Below are 15,481 nucleotides of genomic sequence, written 5' to 3' on the forward strand. Positions count from 1 at the left end.
CACCGCGCCGCGGCCGTGGGTGGGCTGCGTGGGGTGGGTGCGGTCCGGCCCGGGGGCCGGCTCAGCTGACGAGGACGGCCTTCATCACGGCTCCGGCGGCGACGTCCGCCAGCGCCCTGCCGTGGTCCTCCAGGGGGTAGCTGGTCACCAGCCGCGCCAGGTCGAAGCGCCGTACCAGCGCGGGCAGCAACGCGACGTACTGCACGAGGTGGGCGCCGGTGAACGCCCAGGAGCCGACCACGTCCAGCTGGCGGTGGACGATCTGGTGCGGGTTGATCGTGGTGTCCCCGCTGTCGGTGTACTGGCCGACCACCAGGTACGAGCCGCCGCGCCGGGCCAGGCGCAGGCCCTGGTCGATCGCGGCCGGTGCTCCGGTGGCCTCGATGACCAGGTCCGCGCCCCGGCCACCGGTCAGTTCCATGACCTCGGCGAGGGCGGCGGAGGGATCGGCGGCCTCCACGATGTTGACGTGGTGGTCGCCGACGCGCGCCTCGGCGGCGGTGGCGAGCCGCTTGCCGGGGCCGCCGACGAGGATCACCCGCGCGGCGCCGGAGAGCTGGGCGAGGGCGGCGGCGGCCAGGCCGACCGGGCCGCTGCCCTGGACGACGACGGTCTCGCCGACGCGGACCGGGCGCCGCTCGTAGAGGGCGTGGACCATGGTGGGGCCCGCGCAGGCGAAGGACATCGCGGCCACCGGGTCGACGCCGTCCGGGACCTTCACCACGGTCGTGCCGGGGCGCAGGCAGATGTACTCGGCCCAGGAGCCCGACAGGCCCGGCTCCTGGTCCGTGGGCCGGTTCACGCCGTAGGTGCGGCGGTACTCGCACAGCGTGGGCTCGCGGTGGATGCGGCAGGGCACACAGCTGCCGCAGGCGATCGAGGACGCCCACATCACCGTGTCGCCGGGGCGCAGCGGCGTGCCGTGGACGTCGGTGCCGGCGCGGGCGCCCAGTTCGTGGACGGTGCCGAGGCCCTCGTGGCCGAGGACCAGCGGCGTGGGGACCTCGAGGTGGCCCTGCTGGAGGTGGAGGTCGGTGCCGCAGACCCCGCCGTACCGGCTGGCGACGATCATGCCGCCCTCCGGCGCCGGCGGGACCGGGAACTTCCTCAGTTCCAACGGGCGGCCGAACTCCGTCAGGACGACGGCGCGTCCGACGCTCATACCATCACCTCCAGGGCCGGGACGATCTCCTGGTCGGTGAGCTCCAGCGGCGCGGTGTCGCGGCCGACGACGTACTCGGGGCGGCGGGCGCCCACCGGCTGCGGCACGTTGGTGACGTCGTTGTACGTCACGATCAGCAGCCGGCGCCGGAAGGGCGCCATGTTGGGCGCGGAGCCGTGCACGATCTCGGGGTCGAACAGGACGACGGTGCCGGCGGCGCCCTTGGCGCTGACCAGGCCGTGGCGCTCCACGAGCCCGGTCATGTCCGCCGCGGTGAGGGCGATGTCCTCAGGGTCGACGTGCTGTTCGGAGGCGGCCGGGCCGGCCGCCCGGCCCTTCTTCACCAGGCCGTCGCGGTGCGAGCCCGGGCAGAAGATCACCGGCCCGTTGAACTCGTTGACCTCGTCGAGGAAGACGCCGACGTTGACGAGCCGGGGCAGGCGCAGTTCGTCGGCCATCTGCCAGGCGGCGAAGTCCTGGTGCCAGGACCACCCGGCGCCGGAGAAGGGTGCCTTCGCGTTGATCTTGAACTGATAGATGTACGCCTCGCCGCCGAGGAGCTGGCGCACCGGGCCGAGGACCCTCGGGGTGCGGATCAGGGCGGCGAACTCGGGCTGTCGGGTGTGGGAGGCGTAGACGGCGCGCACCTCGCCGCCGTCCTGCTCGGCCACACGGTGGTCACCGGGTATGAGGGAGTCGCGCTGGAAGGCGTCCTGAAGGGCCTCGGCCTCCTCCGGGCCGAACAACCGGTCGAGGATCAGGTAGCCCTGAGTCCGGAATTGCCGCACCTGCTCTTGGCTGAGTCGCATGTGATCACTCTGCTCATCGGTAGGGGTGTGTCAGGACCAGACCTGGAGCGGGCCGCGCCCGGTCACGCCCAGGAAGAAGGAGAGACTGACCCGGCGGCCCTCGCCACCGATCTCGTTGACCGCGTGGAGGTTGCGCGAGTCGAAGATCACCGCGTCGCCGGTGCGGGGCCGGACCACCGCCACCGGCTCGTCCTCGACCACCTTCTCGTCATAGCCGTAGCCGTCGCGGAAGGGCTCGTCGACCGGCCGCCAGCGGCGCCGGTAGACACGGGTCTCACCGCCCTGCTCCGGCATGGAGAGGTACCAGTTGAGGGTGAGGAAACTGGCCGGGGTCTCGTCCAGGATGCCGGGGAACTCCCGGACGATCTCGTCGAAGTGGAGCTTGGCGCCGTTCGGGATCTCCCGGATCATCCCCGCGAACATGTCGCGGCCCCTGGACCGGGCGGGCACGACCTCGTCGCCCCAGGCGCGGCCGACCCGCTCCACGGCCAGGTCCATCGGGTCCGAGCCGTGGTGCAGCTTCCCGCGCAGGCGGAGCGCCTCGTCCGCGATCTTCCAGTACTCGTCGGTCAGCGTATGCGCGCCGTAGAAGTCGTACGCGGCGGGACCGATCTTGGCGATGGGCGGGAAGATCAGGTTCTCGTCGTAGGCCCCGAACTCGCGGTGGTCCAGGCCCTCCATGATGTCGGCGCACTCCTCCTCGGAGGAGAAGCCGCGGATCCGTACCGCGCCGAGCACTCCGACGGCCAGCCGCAGGATGTGGTCCCGGGTCAGTTCGTCGACCGTCTCGGCGTCGAAGAGGGTGAAGATCGGCGAGGCGTTGGTGGAGACGTCCCGAAGCTCCGTCCCGCTCATCGTTCCGTCTCCATGAAGGTCCGGAGGCTGAGCGGCCGCATGTCGGTCCACAGCTCCTCGATCCGGCTCAGGCACTCCTCCTTGGCGGCGGCCTCGCCGACGGACTCCCAGCCCTGCGGCAGCTCGCGGTCGGCGCGCCAGACCGAGTACTGCTCCTCGTGGTTGCGGACCACGAAGTAACGCTCCTGGGTCAGTGTCGTGTCACTCATGAATGCCTCCAATGGCGATGGGGAGGAGGGGGCGGTCGGCCAAGTCCCGGGGGGCGTCCTCGGTGATGAGGCTGAGCCCCACCGCGTACTCGATGAAGTCCCGCTCGCCGCGTTCGGTCGCGCGGGCCAGGGCCACGGCGGCGTGCCGGCGGTCGGTCTCGTCGCGGTCCTGCGACAGCTTGAAGCGGCCCACGAGCTCGTCGATCTCGAACTCGAAGCCGACGATGCCGCCGATGATGCGGTCGATGCGCGGGTCGTCGCCGCGCAGCCGGTTGTCGGGCTCGGAGTGTTCCGCGATCCCGACCAGACCGCGCACCAGCGTCTCCCGGTCCTCGATGACCCGGACCCGGCCGCGCACGTGGACGGACATCGAGTTCCACGTGGGCAGTGGGTCGCTCGCGAAGAGGGCGGGCGGCATGTAGGCGTTGGGGCCGTGGAAGACGGCGAGCATGCGGCGGCCGTCGATGAGCGAGGCGTGCTCGTTCGCCCGGTCCAGGTGCCCGAACAGGACGCCCTTGGTGCCGCGGGACCGGTCGAGGATCAGCGGCAGGTGGGTGGCGAACGGCTCGTCGCCCGAGCGCGCCGAGATCAGCGTGGCGAAGCGGAACCGCTCCATCAGGGCGTAGAGCTTCTCCCGGTCGTGCTCCAGGTACCAGCTCGGCGGGTACACGGCGGTGCCGGACGCGGCGGCCGGGGCGGAGACGGCAGGGCGGCCGGTCGCGCCCGGCGACATCACCGGGCAGCCGCCGATGCCCGCCGGGGCCGGCACCCGGTCCGCGATGTCGTCCACGATCTCCTTGGAACGGAACGGCAGCAGTGACAGCAGCGTGTCACCGAGGCCGAACTGCGCCTCGCCGAAGCCCTGGAGGTACAGCCCGGCCCGCAGCTCGGAGCCGGTACGGGCCCGGTAGCTGCGCGTGAGGGAGACACCGGTGCCGGCCTCGTCCGCGACGAGGTGGGGCAGCACCTCCGCGAAGATCTCCGGGTCGAGCGAGCGGTCGTAGCCGGTGGCCAGGACCACGCCGTCGCAGGCCAGCACCTCGTCCGGGCGCTCCTCCAGCCGCCCGTGGAGGGTCGCGGCCAGGCCGTCGCCGTCCTCGCGGACCTCGCCGAGGCGGGAGAAGGAGTGGATGTGCAGCCGGCGGCGGCCCTTGACCTCGTCGAGGTAGTCGGTGTTGAAGAGCCGCTCCAGCAGGTCCTCGCGGACCACGCCGTAGTTGGCGTCGCGCAGCTGGGCGGCGACGACCGCGCGGTGCTCGGGCGCCATCCGGTAGAAGGAGTCGGCGCCGCCGGAGTAGAACTGCTCGTTGACGAAGGGGCTGTTGTCGGTCGGCTGGAGGGTGTACCCGGAGACGACGAGGTGGATCTCGGCCCGGTCGTAGTGGTGGAGGAGGTACTCGGCGATCTCGCCCGCGCTCTGGCCGCCGCCGGCGATCACGAACCGGTACGGCGCGTCGTGGTCCTTGAACCGCTCCGGGAAGCGGGTCAGGAACTCGCTGGAGTGAATGACGGCGGAGACGTCGGCGACAGCGTCCGGCCGGCCCGCCCGCCCGCCGCCCGCGTGGACGACGTTGCGGGCGTAGTGGGTGGTGCGCCGGCCGGTGGCGACCTCCTCGGTCTCGACGCGGAAGAGCGACAGGGTGCCGCCGCCGGCCGGCACCGGTGTCACGCGGTGCACCCGCGTACCGAAGCGGACCTGGTCGGCGAAGTCCTCGGCGACCCACTTCAGGTAGTCGTCGTACTCGATCCGGGTCGGCCGGAACTCGTTGAGGTTGACGAACCGCTCCAGCCGCCCCTTGGCCTTGGTGTACTGGAGGAACGAGTAGGGGCTGGCCGGGTTCCGCAGCGACACCAGGTCCTTGAGGAAGGAGATCTGCATCCGGGCGCCGTCGATGAGCATGCCGGGGTGCCAGGCGACGCCCTCGCGGCGCTCGACGAACAGGCAGGACAGAGGCAGCCGCTGCTCGCGGGCGCACACGGCGAGAGCCAGGTTGGAGGGGCCGAATCCTATGCCCAGGAGGTCGTAGGGGCGTTCCGCGGTCGTTCCCACCAGGTCCTCGCCCTCGGGGGCCGCGCCTTCGTTTCTCACAACTACTCCTCTAGAACAGTCGGCTCTTACGCAGGGCGATTTCCTGATGATGCCCGCACTGATCGGCCGGCGTGATCGACTGTGCTGCACGGTCGAACACCCCGGCCCGGTGATGTCCTCAGACGCCGAGTCGGGTCTTGACCTCGGCGAAGTAGGGAATGTGCCGGTAGTCGCGCGACTCGGTGTCGTAGTCGGTGTACCGGTTGGTGAAGTCGAGAAGGCGCTGCTTCACGACGTCGACCGGGTCCCGGTGGATACCGGATTCGATGCGCTCGATCTCCGAGAGGAAATCACGCAGCACGTCGGGGAGCTTTTCCGTGAGCCGGATACGGCCGTCGACCAGACCGATCCCGCCGTTCCCCTCGAGATAGTTGAAGAGCAGCTGGGAGGCGACCGCGTCGTAGTTCGGGCGCGGGATTCCCTCCACCGCGTAGCGCAGCAGACGCTCGGCGAGGATGAACTCGTACGCGGCCCGCGCCTCCTCGCGCGGCAGTTTCGTGTCGTGCAGGCAGACGAGCATGCCGGAGACGTCGACGCGCAGTTCCTCCAGGCCGGCCAGCGGCTTCAGCTTCTTCGCCGCGAGGTACTCCGGGATCGGCATGTCGCCGTGGCGGTGGTGGTACTCGTGCAGGCGGACCCACCAGGACGAGGCCTGCTCGACCTTCCGGTCGGAGGCGCCCTGGATCAGCGGGAAGCTCCCCGGCTCCATCACCTCGTCGATGAGGAGACGGGTGATCCTGTTGTGCCGCACCAGGAACTTGTCGATGAAGTAGAAGATGAGGTCGTCCGGCTTCTGGATGCCGTCGAGGTGGTTCTCCGGGAACAGCGCCACGACGACCCGGGAGCCGAATCCGGTGGTCTTTCCCGTGATGTTCACGGGCATGGTGTTGCTGGCGTAACGCTCGGCCAGATACGGGTCGGTCGGCAGCGTGTCGTACGTGAGGCAGTCGAGGTTCAGACGCGGGAAGTACGAGGCGTCGAAGAGCGAGAAGATGACGTTGTCGCGCCGGTTGTTGATGTGTGCCTTGGTCGCCTCCAGACGCTTTCCCGGCTCGAAGACGGCGAGGTCGTCGAGAAACGCCTCGACCGCCGGCACACCGCGCAGCGCACGGCTGGAACCGAGCTGACGGGAGAGCTCCTTGAGTTCGGTCTCGTCCCGCAGGAACTGTCGTTCGGGGAGGCTCGCCCTGATGTCCTCTATTTCGGCGAATACCTCGGTCATGTCAGCCATGGAATACCCTTCCGAGAATGCACCCCGGCGGCCTGTCGGACCGGTCACGGGATGGTGAATGGCCGCCGCGGCGTGTGCGCCTGCAGGACGGCGGTCAGCAGGCGTCGCGGTTGCGCTCTTCCAGCGCGGTGGCGAAGTCGAGCCACGCGTAGGCGTACTCGCGGGCGAGCGCCGCCACCGGGTCGATGTTGTGGGAGGGCACCCGCTCGGCGATCTCCGGGCACTCGGCCACGCCGCGCCGGCACCCGTCGAGCCAGCGGATCAGCCGCCGGCCGATGTTGTTGTAGCGCAGGGACGGGTCCTTGGTGAGCGCCGCGATGATCGCCGCGGGGTCGGCGGGTGCCTCCCGTTCCGGCTCGGGCTGCGGGCGCGGCGCGGTGGTGCGGTCCTGCTCGGTCTCGTCCTCGGCCTGCGCCCGGCGGCGCCGGGAGACCGGCTCCTCCCCCGCCAGGACGCGCTTGCGCACGTCGTGCACGGTCGACGGGGAGACGCCGACACGCTGCGCGATGTCGCGGATGGACGCGGTCGGATCGCTCATCAGCAGCTCGTAGACCTTCATCCGGCCGCTGGAGCCGTCCACGGGCCGTGCCCGCCCGTCCTTGCCGACCCGTACGACCGCGCCGCCGGACTCCGCGGTCAGCTGGCCCCGGATGCGGCCGATGGTGCCCGCCGACAGCCCCGTCAGGGAGGCGATCATGCGGTTGGACCAGTGCGGGTGGGTGGTGACCAGGCGCGCCGCCGCGGCGGTGCGATCGGTACGCGACAGGAGCAGGCCGCGGCCGTGCAGGGTGTTCAGCCGCACGGCCAGCACGAACGCCTCGTCGGCCGTCCCCTCGAACATCCGGGCCGTGATCTCCTGCCGGCCGCGCAGCACGGCGGCCCGCACCCGGTGGTTGCCGTCCACGACGCGCATGGTGCGGCTGTGCACGACGACCGGGGGCAGGGTGTCCCCGGCGGCGGCCAGCATGCGGCAGTGCGCGTCGTTCAGCCCGCCGCCGCGCGGCGAGTCCCCGAACCGCAGCGCGCGGACGGGGAGGGAGACCGTCGGCGCGTCGTCGGCGTCCGGGTCGAGGACGTCGAGAGAAAGGGATTCCGGCAGATTCAGGGAGATGCTCACTCTTCCTCCGGGCAATTCTGCTGCGGCGCCGACCCGGTCGGAGTCGACGGAATTCCGCATCCGTGTGGCCGCCTTTATCGCCAGGCGCCGCGCACGACACAGGAATCGACATACCAGCCCGTCAGGGGCGGCATGACCATCACCAGGCGCCAGCACAGGGCGAGCGCGGATGTGGCCACCTCGGCCTCGTCTCCCCCGTGCATGAAGAGCACCACCGAGAAGCCGTCGGCGCCGTCTGCGATCCGTACGTGCTCCATGCCGTCGCCCTCTTGCGCGTGCGCCCAGAACGCGTCGGTCAGCGAGGCGCTGTCGACGGAGGCTTTGGCCTGGTCGGCGCCGGGTTTGAGCACGACGACGGCGGCATACATGGACGTGCTTCGGCTCGGTGGCGGGTGCCGGTCAGCCCCAGCCGAAGCCGGGCTCCGGGCTCTCGGTGACGCTCGCGTCGGAGGCCGGGGTGTCGGTGGAGACGGTCACCGCGGCATCGGCGCGGCCCGTGCCGTCGGCGAAGCCGGCGACCGGCACGGCGACGGCGGCGACCGCGGCGGCGGCGACGACAAAACGGGCGACGGAAAGCCGGGAATTCTTCACGTTATTCCTTCGGGGAATCGGGAACCAGCGATGACGAAGGCCGTATCGGATGAACCGGCCGCCGTGGCGTTCGAGAGAAATACTGGCTCGCCGCCGTGTCACTGTCAGTACATGCCGCGTTGCACCAACAGGCCAGGCCGGATGGGGCCTCCCGTGCGCGGGAGCCACCACCCGGCCCACCTTGGACGTTGCGGCGCTGGCCACACCCGGCCAAGCACGTTCGTGCCAGCCCCCGAGGTTCCCCTAGTTACCGCCCAGTTGAGCGAGGCCCTCCGTCGCGATCCGCTCGAAGACCTCCTGCGAGGTGTCGAACATCGAGTCCGGTACGGGCGCGTGGAGGACGATCTCGGTGAAGCCGAGCGCCGCGTACTTCCCGGCGAAGTCCACGAACGCGTCGAGGGAGGCCAGCGGCCGGTCCGGGGTGAGCCCCGTGAGCAGGATCCGCTCCAGCCCGGCCGGGTCCCTGCCCTCCGCGGCGCAGGCGTCGTCGAGCCGGGCCGACTGCTCGCGGATCGCCTCCATCGACTGCTCGGCCGTCCCGGTCCGCCAGAGCTTGATGTCGCCGATCGTCACCCACGCCTGGCCGTGGCGGGCGACGACCCCGAGCGCCCGGGGGCCCGCCGCCGCGATGGCGAAGGGGAGACGGGGCCGCTGGACGCAGCCGGGGATGGTGCGGGCCTCGGAGGCGGAGTAGTAGGTGCCGTCGTGGCTGACCGCGTCCTCGGTCAGGAGCCGGTCGAGCAGCGGCACGAACTCCTCGAACCGCGCGGCCCGTTCACGCGGGCTCCAGGCCTCCTGGCCGAGCGCGGTCGCGTCGTACCCGGCGGCGCCGGCGCCGATGCCCAGGGTGATCCGGCCGCCGGAGACGTCGTCGAGCGTGATCAGCTCCTTGGCCAGCGTGACCGGATGCCGGAAGTTCGGCGAGGTCACCATGGTGCCGAGACGCAGCCGCTCGGTGACCCCGGCGGCGGCCGTCAGGGTCGGTACCGCCCCGAACCAGGCGCGGTCACGCAGGCTCCGCCAGGACAGGTGGTCGTACGTGTACGCCGCGTGGAAGCCGAGCCGCTCGGCCCGTACCCACTGCTCACGGCCCCCGTCGTGCCACCGCCGGACGGGAAGGATCACAGTACTCAGTCGCATGCGCCGACACTAAGCGCGCGCCCCTCCGGGCCGCCGGGGAATCAGCGAGCGGTGTCTCGGGCCCTCCGCGGGGCGCGGCCGGGCGTACGACCAGCAGCGCGGCGTGGGCCGAGGGATGCGGCTGACGTGGGCGTGCACCCTGCACCACCGGCAACGACGCCGACCGGGTAGACGCGCCACCTGGATCACCGACCAGACCGGCTACACCACACCACTGCGAGTGTGACCATTCCGGTCGACTGGGACAACGGTATGCCCGAGGCCGAGTGGAAGCTCGCTGCCGACGGCATACCCCGACCGGGTCCCCACCGGGGAAGGTTTCTCCTCACCGCCCGGTACGGGGGCGGACCGGGTCGAAGTCGTTGGGCGAGCGCGAGGTCGGCGCACCCTGGAGACGGGGCCCGTGCACCGCTCGTCCGCGGCACACCGCATACGGCAGGCGGCCCTTCTCCGGACAGAGGCGGCCTCCTGATCATGCTCGTTTCCGCGTTCGTCAGCGGCTACGCGGGATCCAGCACGGGCTTCGCGGGGAGCCCGCCGTTCTTCTCGCAGCGCAGTTCCCTGGCCATGGCCAGCGAGAAGGAATGGGCCACGGTCGCGTAGGCGTCCTTCAACGTCTCCCCGTCGCCCTCGGGTGGCTTGGGCATGCCCCCGCGCTCCACGCCGACGATGATGTGGGCCACTTCCGAGGAGGCGGACAGCCTGCCGCTCCGGCACGCGAAGAAGACGTACGCCTTGTCCGCCGCGGCCACGGCCCGCTCCCCCATCTTCAACTCGGTGAACTGCGGGGCCGAGGGGCCCGTCGGGGCGTTGTCGGCCAGGTCCCAGGTGATCCTGAGCTCGAAGTCCGGCGTACCGATGGGCGTGTAGACACGGCAGGCGTCCTTGGGCACGGTGGAGCCCGGAAACGTTCCGACAAGGCTCGCCGCGGCCTTCGCCACGGTGTACTTCTCCGCCGACGCCTCGAACCGCGACGACCCCGTGATGACCTTCAGTGCCTTGGACGCGTCAGCGGACATGGCATCGCCACCGCAGAGTTGTTTCCCCGCAACGACCTTGTAGTCCTGCGGAGTTTTCGGAGTCCCGTCCGCGTCTCCGCCCCCTCCACAACCCGTGGCCCCGAAAAACAACGAGCCGGCCACGGCCGCCGGGAGAAGCCCCCCGCGTACCGACCTACGACTGATCACTGTCCGCATCCTCACGTGTCCTCGGCCGTCTGCCGGCCTCAGCCCGTCTCCGGGTCGTTTCCCTGCTGGTTCTCCCGGTCGTTGCCGACCCCGTAGCCGATCAGCAACGATTCGTGCAGGTCCTGACTGAAAACGCTGTCCCTTCCCACACCGCGACGCTCCAGGAACTCCTCCATCGGGGCCTCGGCCATGCCTTCACCAGCGGAGTAAACCTTGGTCTTCTCCTCTCTTGTGAGGTCCTCCATCTTCTCCTTGTGCTCATCCACCGAGTTGTCGGAGACGTCGCCGACCATCTGGCCGATGAGCTGTTCGGCGGCACCACTGGCGGTGTCGGTCGCCAGCGGAATGAGAACCGCGGCCGTTCCCACAGCCGCGGTCGCGGGAAGGAAGGCGACGCCCGCCGCGATGCCCGCAGTGGCCCCGAACTCGACCCAGCCCGACCGCTTGGCGACCGCCTTCTCGTAGTCCTCGTGGGTCTTGAGGTTCGTCGCCTCCACCTGGTCGGCCCGGGACTGGTCGAGCATGCCCTGCACCTCGGCACCCACGCGCACGGTCGCCCTGGCAGCGCCCTCGTGAATCCTTCCGTCCGGGCCCACCGTCTCTTCCAGCGCGCTGCGGGTGTAAACCTGCTCCGCGGTCGAGACCGTCGCGTAGGCGTCCGGGTGCTGGCCCAGGGTGCTGAGGAAGCCCCGGACGACGCTCCGCCCGTTCCCGTCCGCGGTGTCCGCGAAGTCGAGGTGCCCGTCCGGATTCCTGCCCGGCGCGAACACGCTGTCCGGATCGTTTTTGTCCAGCGCCCAGTTGATGTCGTCGATGTAACCGGCGCCCATGACGCCCAGGCTGTCGGCCATCGCCTCGTGGTGCTTCTTGAGCAGACCCGGATCCGCACCGTACTTCTCCATGACCTTCTGCATGACCGCGGCGTTGTCCGCGTCGCGCACCATGCCAGCGTCCGGGTGCCCGGCCGGGTAACCGAGAGTCGCTGCCTCCAGGGCGTGGCCGAGGGCGTCGGGCATCTGGTCGAGCGACGCCTTGGACTCCTTCTGATCAAGCGAGTTGACGTCGGGGAAGGACTCCCACTTCTCGTTGCTGAAGAAATCGAGGTAATTGTCGATCGCCTTGCCGTCCTTGTCCTTGCCGAGGCCGGCCGCGGCGCCGTGGTTGACCGTGCCGTCCTCGTTGTACGCGGTCGGGGGGTCGGTGAAGAACTTCTTCGCCGCTTCGGGACTGTTGCCGAGTGCTTCCAGCATGGCGGTGGCCGGGTCGTAGCCGGCTCCGTTCACGCCGGAGGGGTTGAAGGGGTTCTTGAACGGACTGTTCACCACCTTGTTGTCGGCGAACATGTACGGGTCCTTCGCGTGCAGCTGTGCCACGTGTTCGGCGATCGGGTTGAGGAACCTCGCGTCGTAGTTCCCGTACCGCATGATCCCACCGAGCAGCTGGTACCCGAACGGCCCGCCGTAGTCGTTCTTGGCCAGCGGAATGCGCTCCGTACCCAACTTGCGAAGCTCCGGGCCCCACTTATCGGTGAATTCCTTGTCGTGGGAGGCGGTGGCCAGGTTGAGGCCGAGGTTCTTCTGGAGCTCCTGGACGTCCTTGAGGCGCTCCGGGTCGACCTTGCCGTACTCGTACGTGTCCGTGGAGAGCTGACCGAAGAACGCGAGCGACTTCTTGGGGCCGAGCTTCTCGTAGAAGTCCTTGGAGAACTCCACCGACGAACTGTTGTCCTTCAACAGCTCGTTGAGCTGCTGCAGCTCGGCGTGGGTCATGTCCCGGCCCTTGGCCGCCAGAGCGGCGGCGCGGGCGGCCTCCTCCTGGTCCAGCTTCGTGTACGTCGGAGCGCCGAAGTCCTTACGGTCGGTGACGTTGGCCTCGAGGGTGTTCTTCAGGGCAAGGTCGGTGTCGTTGCAGTTGTCGACGATGAGGTCGATCCTCTTCTGCCACGACTCGATGTTCCGCCTCTCCTGCTGCAGAAGTTCGCTGTAGTCGGGGTCGTGCCGCGCCGCGGGGATCTCGGACAACGGGTTCCGCGCCGTGACCCTGCCCTTGCCGTCCACGCGGATGCCGGCCGCGGGCCCCTCGTGGTCCCGGATGTTGACCAGGTCGTCCTTGGCCTTCTTGATGGCCGCGTGACCCTCTTCCAGGATCAGCTTCACACCCCTGGCCTCGGCCGCGGCGTCCGTGAACTCCTTGGCTGTCTTACCGATGAACGCTCTGGTGACCCCTGCGTTGACGCCCTCCCAGGCCGCCCTGTCCGCCTTCGCCTTCATCCCGTCGGCGGCGTCGGTGGCGAGCTTTTCCAGCTTCCCCGCCATCTCGGACCAGTCGTCGGCGGCGGCCTTCAGCTTCGCCACCGGGGCGTCGATGATGTCCTCGTACTTCAGCATGTGGTGCGCCCCCCGAGCCCTATTTCAGGTATTCCGTAAGCACGGAAATCCGCGTCAGGTCTCCCTCGATCTTCGCCTCGTCCTCGGCGTGCCGGACCTTGCTGTAATCGAGGTGGTTCGAAATCTGCGCGCAGGAATCCAACAGCGTCTTCAGGTGCGTCTGCCAGAAATCGTGCACCTTCAGCACGGCCGAACCGCTCACGAAGTTTCCATTGGTCAGTGCCGTCGCCGCGTCGAACGTGGAAGAACGGGCGATGTCGCCCTCCTTGCCCAGCCGGCCCAGCAGGTCGTACGCATCATTGCCGATAGCACCGAGGTCGTCCCGATTGACCACCAGCTCCCCGACGCCACCACCTCCGCCACCGTCGGCCGGAACGCTGTCGATCCGCAGGGCAGTTCGTTCGGCCGCCGCCGCGCGCAGTTCGGCCCACTCTTGCTCGAACGTCATAATTCCCCCAAGTACATCCGGGCAGGCCGTTCCACCGTACTCGCGCGGCCACCACCTGATCAGCTGTCACTTGTACCATCACCAGCCCACGGAACGGACGGTAGTCGCTCCCTCCAAGCCCGGACGCCACACCGATCGGGCCACCGAAGTACGCTGACCGAGCCGGCGTCGCGGCGGTACCCCGCCGGTCCCCGGACCAGTGGCTGAAGTCCACTTCTTGCCGTGGTGAGGGCGGATCCACCGGTCCACGGCCGACCCCACCCCTGTCGCTCTCAGCCCGTTAGACGCCCCTGCGTTCGTGCCGTGGGCCATGTCTGTGCGGCAGGTTTAGCCGTTGCGGGTGCGTGGGGGTATCACCGTGGGTCGTCGGATGAGTCGTGGGAGCGGATCGAGCCGCTGTTACCGAGGAAGAGAGTGTCGGTTCCGGTATCCGGGCCGGAAGCCGTTGCCGGCTGGCAGCAACCGCACGAGGTGCTGCTGACCGAGCTGAACGCGGAACGGAAGCTGGACTGCTCCCACTGCGTGCTCGACTCCTCGGAAAAGGGAGCTTCACCGGCCCCTCGCCGGTCGACCGGGGCACAGTCGGCTCCCAACACCACCTGATCACCGACGGACACGGCACCCCGCCCCCGATCATCTTGACCGGGGGAAGCCGCAACTGCGCTAGCAGACAAGGGCGCAACCGCCATTCGGTCCGTCGACATCGGACCGTCTCAGCGCCGCCATGCCACCTCCGAGCGCGGCGATGGACGCCCGCGCGGAATGACGTGTCCATCTCCTCGTCACCGACCGGGACCATAGGTCACGCCCGTACGTCGGGCATGCTGCCTGCCCCACGTCATGTCCCCGTGGAAACAGGTCGGCAGGACCGGCAGAGACCCGGCACTCCAGAGGAACGGGCAGGTCAGGAGCCCTTTGCTGCCGGCTCCAAAATCGCCACGCACTCCACGTGATGCGTCATCGGAAACAGATCGAACGCCCGCAGCGTCCGCACCCGGTAGCCGCCCTCCCGGAAGTACCCCAGGTCCCGGGCCAGCGCAGCGGGATCGCAGGCCACGTAGGCGATGCGGCGGGCGCCGAGGGAGGACAGGTGGGCGACCGTGTCGCGGCCGGCGCCGGCGCGGGGCGGGTCGAGGACGATCAGGTCGACCTCGGTGATGCCGGTGCGCGGCAGGACCGACTCGACCTTGCCCTGTTCGACGCGGACCCGCGGGAAGTCGGCCAGGTTGTGCCGCGCGTCCTCCACCGCCCGCTTGCCGGACTCGATGCCGAGCACCGCGCCCTTCTCGCCGAGGCGGTCGGCGAGCGCGCCGGCGAAGAGGCCGACGCCGCAGTACAGGTCCAGGGCCGTCTCGCCCTTGCGGGGCAGCAGGCCCTGCATGACGGCGGTGACAAGCGTGTCCGCCGCCTTCGGGTGGACCTGCCAGAAGCCGCCGTTGCCCACCCGGTGCGTACGGCCGTCCGCGCGTTCACGGACGAAGGGGCGGCCGTGCACGCGGTGCACTCCGCCGGACTTCTCGTCGACCCGCAGGACCGACACCGGCCGGTCCAGTTCGACCAGCGGCAGGCGGGCGCCCGGGCGCGGGGTGAGGATCACCTGACGGTCCTGGGAGCCGGTCGCCGCGACGGCCTCGACCGAGTCCATGCCGGTCCAGTCCCGCTTCTCGATGCCCAGCTCGCTCACGCCGGCCGCCGCGATCATGCAGTGGTCGATGCGCTCGACCTCGTGCGAGCGGTGCCGGCGCAGACCGGCGTGGCCCTCGGCGTCGACGGCGTACTGGACGCGGGTGCGCCACTGCGGGACCTGGCCGGCGGGCAGCTTGTCGCCCTCGGCCGGGACCACGGTGCCGTCCCAGCCCGCCTCCTCGGGGGTGAGGCCGGCGAGCCGCTGGAGCTGCTCGGCGATGACGTCGGCCTTCAGCCGGCGCTGGGCGCCCGGCTTGGCGTGCTGCCAGTCGCAGCCGCCGCAGCGGCCGGGGCCGGCGAAGGGGCAGGGGGCCTCGATGCGGTCCTTGGACGCCTCCAGGACCCGGACGGCGTCCGCGCGCAGGAAGCGGGCGCCCTCCTCCCCCTCGGTCACCCTCGCCACCACCCGCTCGCCGGGCAGCGCGTGCCGGACGAACAGCACCTGTCCCCCGGGGGTACGGGCGATGCAGTGGCCGCCGTGGGCGACGGGGCCGATCTCGACCTCGTACTCCTCGCCCACCAGAGACTTGGTCGGTTCTGCCTGCATGGTGGGGTGACTCCAGACCGGGA

14 protein-coding genes and 1 pseudogene are annotated in these 15,481 nt (G+C 70.0%); 1 reads left to right on the forward strand and 14 read right to left on the reverse strand.

Translation table 11 applies throughout. The features are described 5' to 3' along the window. Window positions 1-61 precede the first annotated feature (61 nt). The 13 genes from LG395_RS03140 to LG395_RS03200 all read right to left on the reverse strand — a co-directional run bounded on the left by LG395_RS03140 (window position 62) and on the right by LG395_RS03200 (window position 13,225). Window positions 62-1,162: a zinc-binding dehydrogenase gene (locus LG395_RS03140; RefSeq protein ID WP_171152085.1), complete on the reverse strand. Its 1,101-nt coding sequence runs from the start codon at window positions 1,160-1,162 to the stop codon at window positions 62-64. Next, a complete protein-coding gene (locus LG395_RS03145) occupies window positions 1,159-1,971 on the reverse strand; it encodes a phytanoyl-CoA dioxygenase family protein (protein WP_225808353.1) in 813 nt (270 codons plus the stop codon). Before LG395_RS03145 ends, LG395_RS03140 begins: the two co-directional genes overlap by 4 nt. 30 nt (window positions 1,972-2,001) lie before the next feature. Continuing rightward, on the reverse strand, window positions 2,002-2,826 hold the full coding sequence (locus tag LG395_RS03150) for a 2OG-Fe(II)-dependent halogenase WelO5 family protein (RefSeq protein ID WP_171152089.1): 825 nt from the start codon (window positions 2,824-2,826) through the stop codon (window positions 2,002-2,004). Further along, complete coding sequence (locus tag LG395_RS03155; RefSeq protein ID WP_171152096.1) at window positions 2,823-3,035, reverse strand: MbtH family protein; 213 nt, start codon at window positions 3,033-3,035, stop codon at window positions 2,823-2,825. The genes LG395_RS03150 and LG395_RS03155 overlap by 4 nt, the downstream gene beginning before the upstream one ends. After that, complete coding sequence (locus LG395_RS03160) at window positions 3,028-5,124, reverse strand: SidA/IucD/PvdA family monooxygenase (protein WP_225808354.1); 2,097 nt, start codon at window positions 5,122-5,124, stop codon at window positions 3,028-3,030. The genes LG395_RS03155 and LG395_RS03160 overlap by 8 nt, the downstream gene beginning before the upstream one ends. A 118-nt stretch (window positions 5,125-5,242) precedes the next feature. After that, a complete protein-coding gene (locus LG395_RS03165) occupies window positions 5,243-6,346 on the reverse strand; it encodes a DUF6421 family protein (protein WP_225808355.1) in 1,104 nt (367 codons plus the stop codon). Window positions 6,347-6,449: 103 nt separating this feature from the next. After that, a complete protein-coding gene (locus LG395_RS03170) occupies window positions 6,450-7,472 on the reverse strand; it encodes a ParB/RepB/Spo0J family partition protein (RefSeq protein WP_171152103.1) in 1,023 nt (340 codons plus the stop codon). Between the two features lie 74 nt (window positions 7,473-7,546). Then, on the reverse strand, window positions 7,547-7,840 hold the full coding sequence (locus LG395_RS03175; protein ID WP_225808356.1) for a hypothetical protein: 294 nt from the start codon (window positions 7,838-7,840) through the stop codon (window positions 7,547-7,549). Between the two features lie 31 nt (window positions 7,841-7,871). Next, window positions 7,872-8,063, reverse strand: a complete 192-nt coding sequence (locus LG395_RS03180; RefSeq protein WP_225808357.1) for a hypothetical protein — start codon at window positions 8,061-8,063, stop codon at window positions 7,872-7,874. A gap of 243 nt (window positions 8,064-8,306) precedes the next feature. Next, a complete protein-coding gene (locus tag LG395_RS03185) occupies window positions 8,307-9,203 on the reverse strand; it encodes an LLM class flavin-dependent oxidoreductase (protein WP_225808358.1) in 897 nt (298 codons plus the stop codon). Between the two features lie 500 nt (window positions 9,204-9,703). Further along, window positions 9,704-10,222, reverse strand: coding sequence for a hypothetical protein (locus tag LG395_RS03190; RefSeq protein WP_225808359.1), 519 nt, complete (start codon window positions 10,220-10,222; stop codon window positions 9,704-9,706). A 206-nt stretch (window positions 10,223-10,428) separates the two neighbouring features. Further along, window positions 10,429-12,777, reverse strand: coding sequence for a hypothetical protein (locus LG395_RS03195; RefSeq protein WP_225808360.1), 2,349 nt, complete (start codon window positions 12,775-12,777; stop codon window positions 10,429-10,431). Window positions 12,778-12,796: 19 nt separating this feature from the next. Beyond that, complete coding sequence (locus tag LG395_RS03200) at window positions 12,797-13,225, reverse strand: hypothetical protein (RefSeq protein WP_225808361.1); 429 nt, start codon at window positions 13,223-13,225, stop codon at window positions 12,797-12,799. 290 nt (window positions 13,226-13,515) lie between these two features. Here LG395_RS03200 and LG395_RS03205 point away from each other — a divergent pair. After that, window positions 13,516-13,884, forward strand: a pseudogene (locus LG395_RS03205) (transposase family protein); the annotation flags it as partial. Window positions 13,885-14,129: 245 nt separating this feature from the next. On the opposite strand, the gene LG395_RS03210 reads toward LG395_RS03205, so the two are convergent. Continuing rightward, complete coding sequence (locus LG395_RS03210; RefSeq protein ID WP_171152116.1) at window positions 14,130-15,458, reverse strand: class I SAM-dependent RNA methyltransferase; 1,329 nt, start codon at window positions 15,456-15,458, stop codon at window positions 14,130-14,132. Window positions 15,459-15,481: the final 23 nt, after the last annotated feature.

The organism is Streptomyces spinosus, assembly GCF_020400655.1.
In the GTDB taxonomy this organism is placed as follows: domain Bacteria; phylum Actinomycetota; class Actinomycetes; order Streptomycetales; family Streptomycetaceae; genus Streptomyces; species Streptomyces argyrophylli.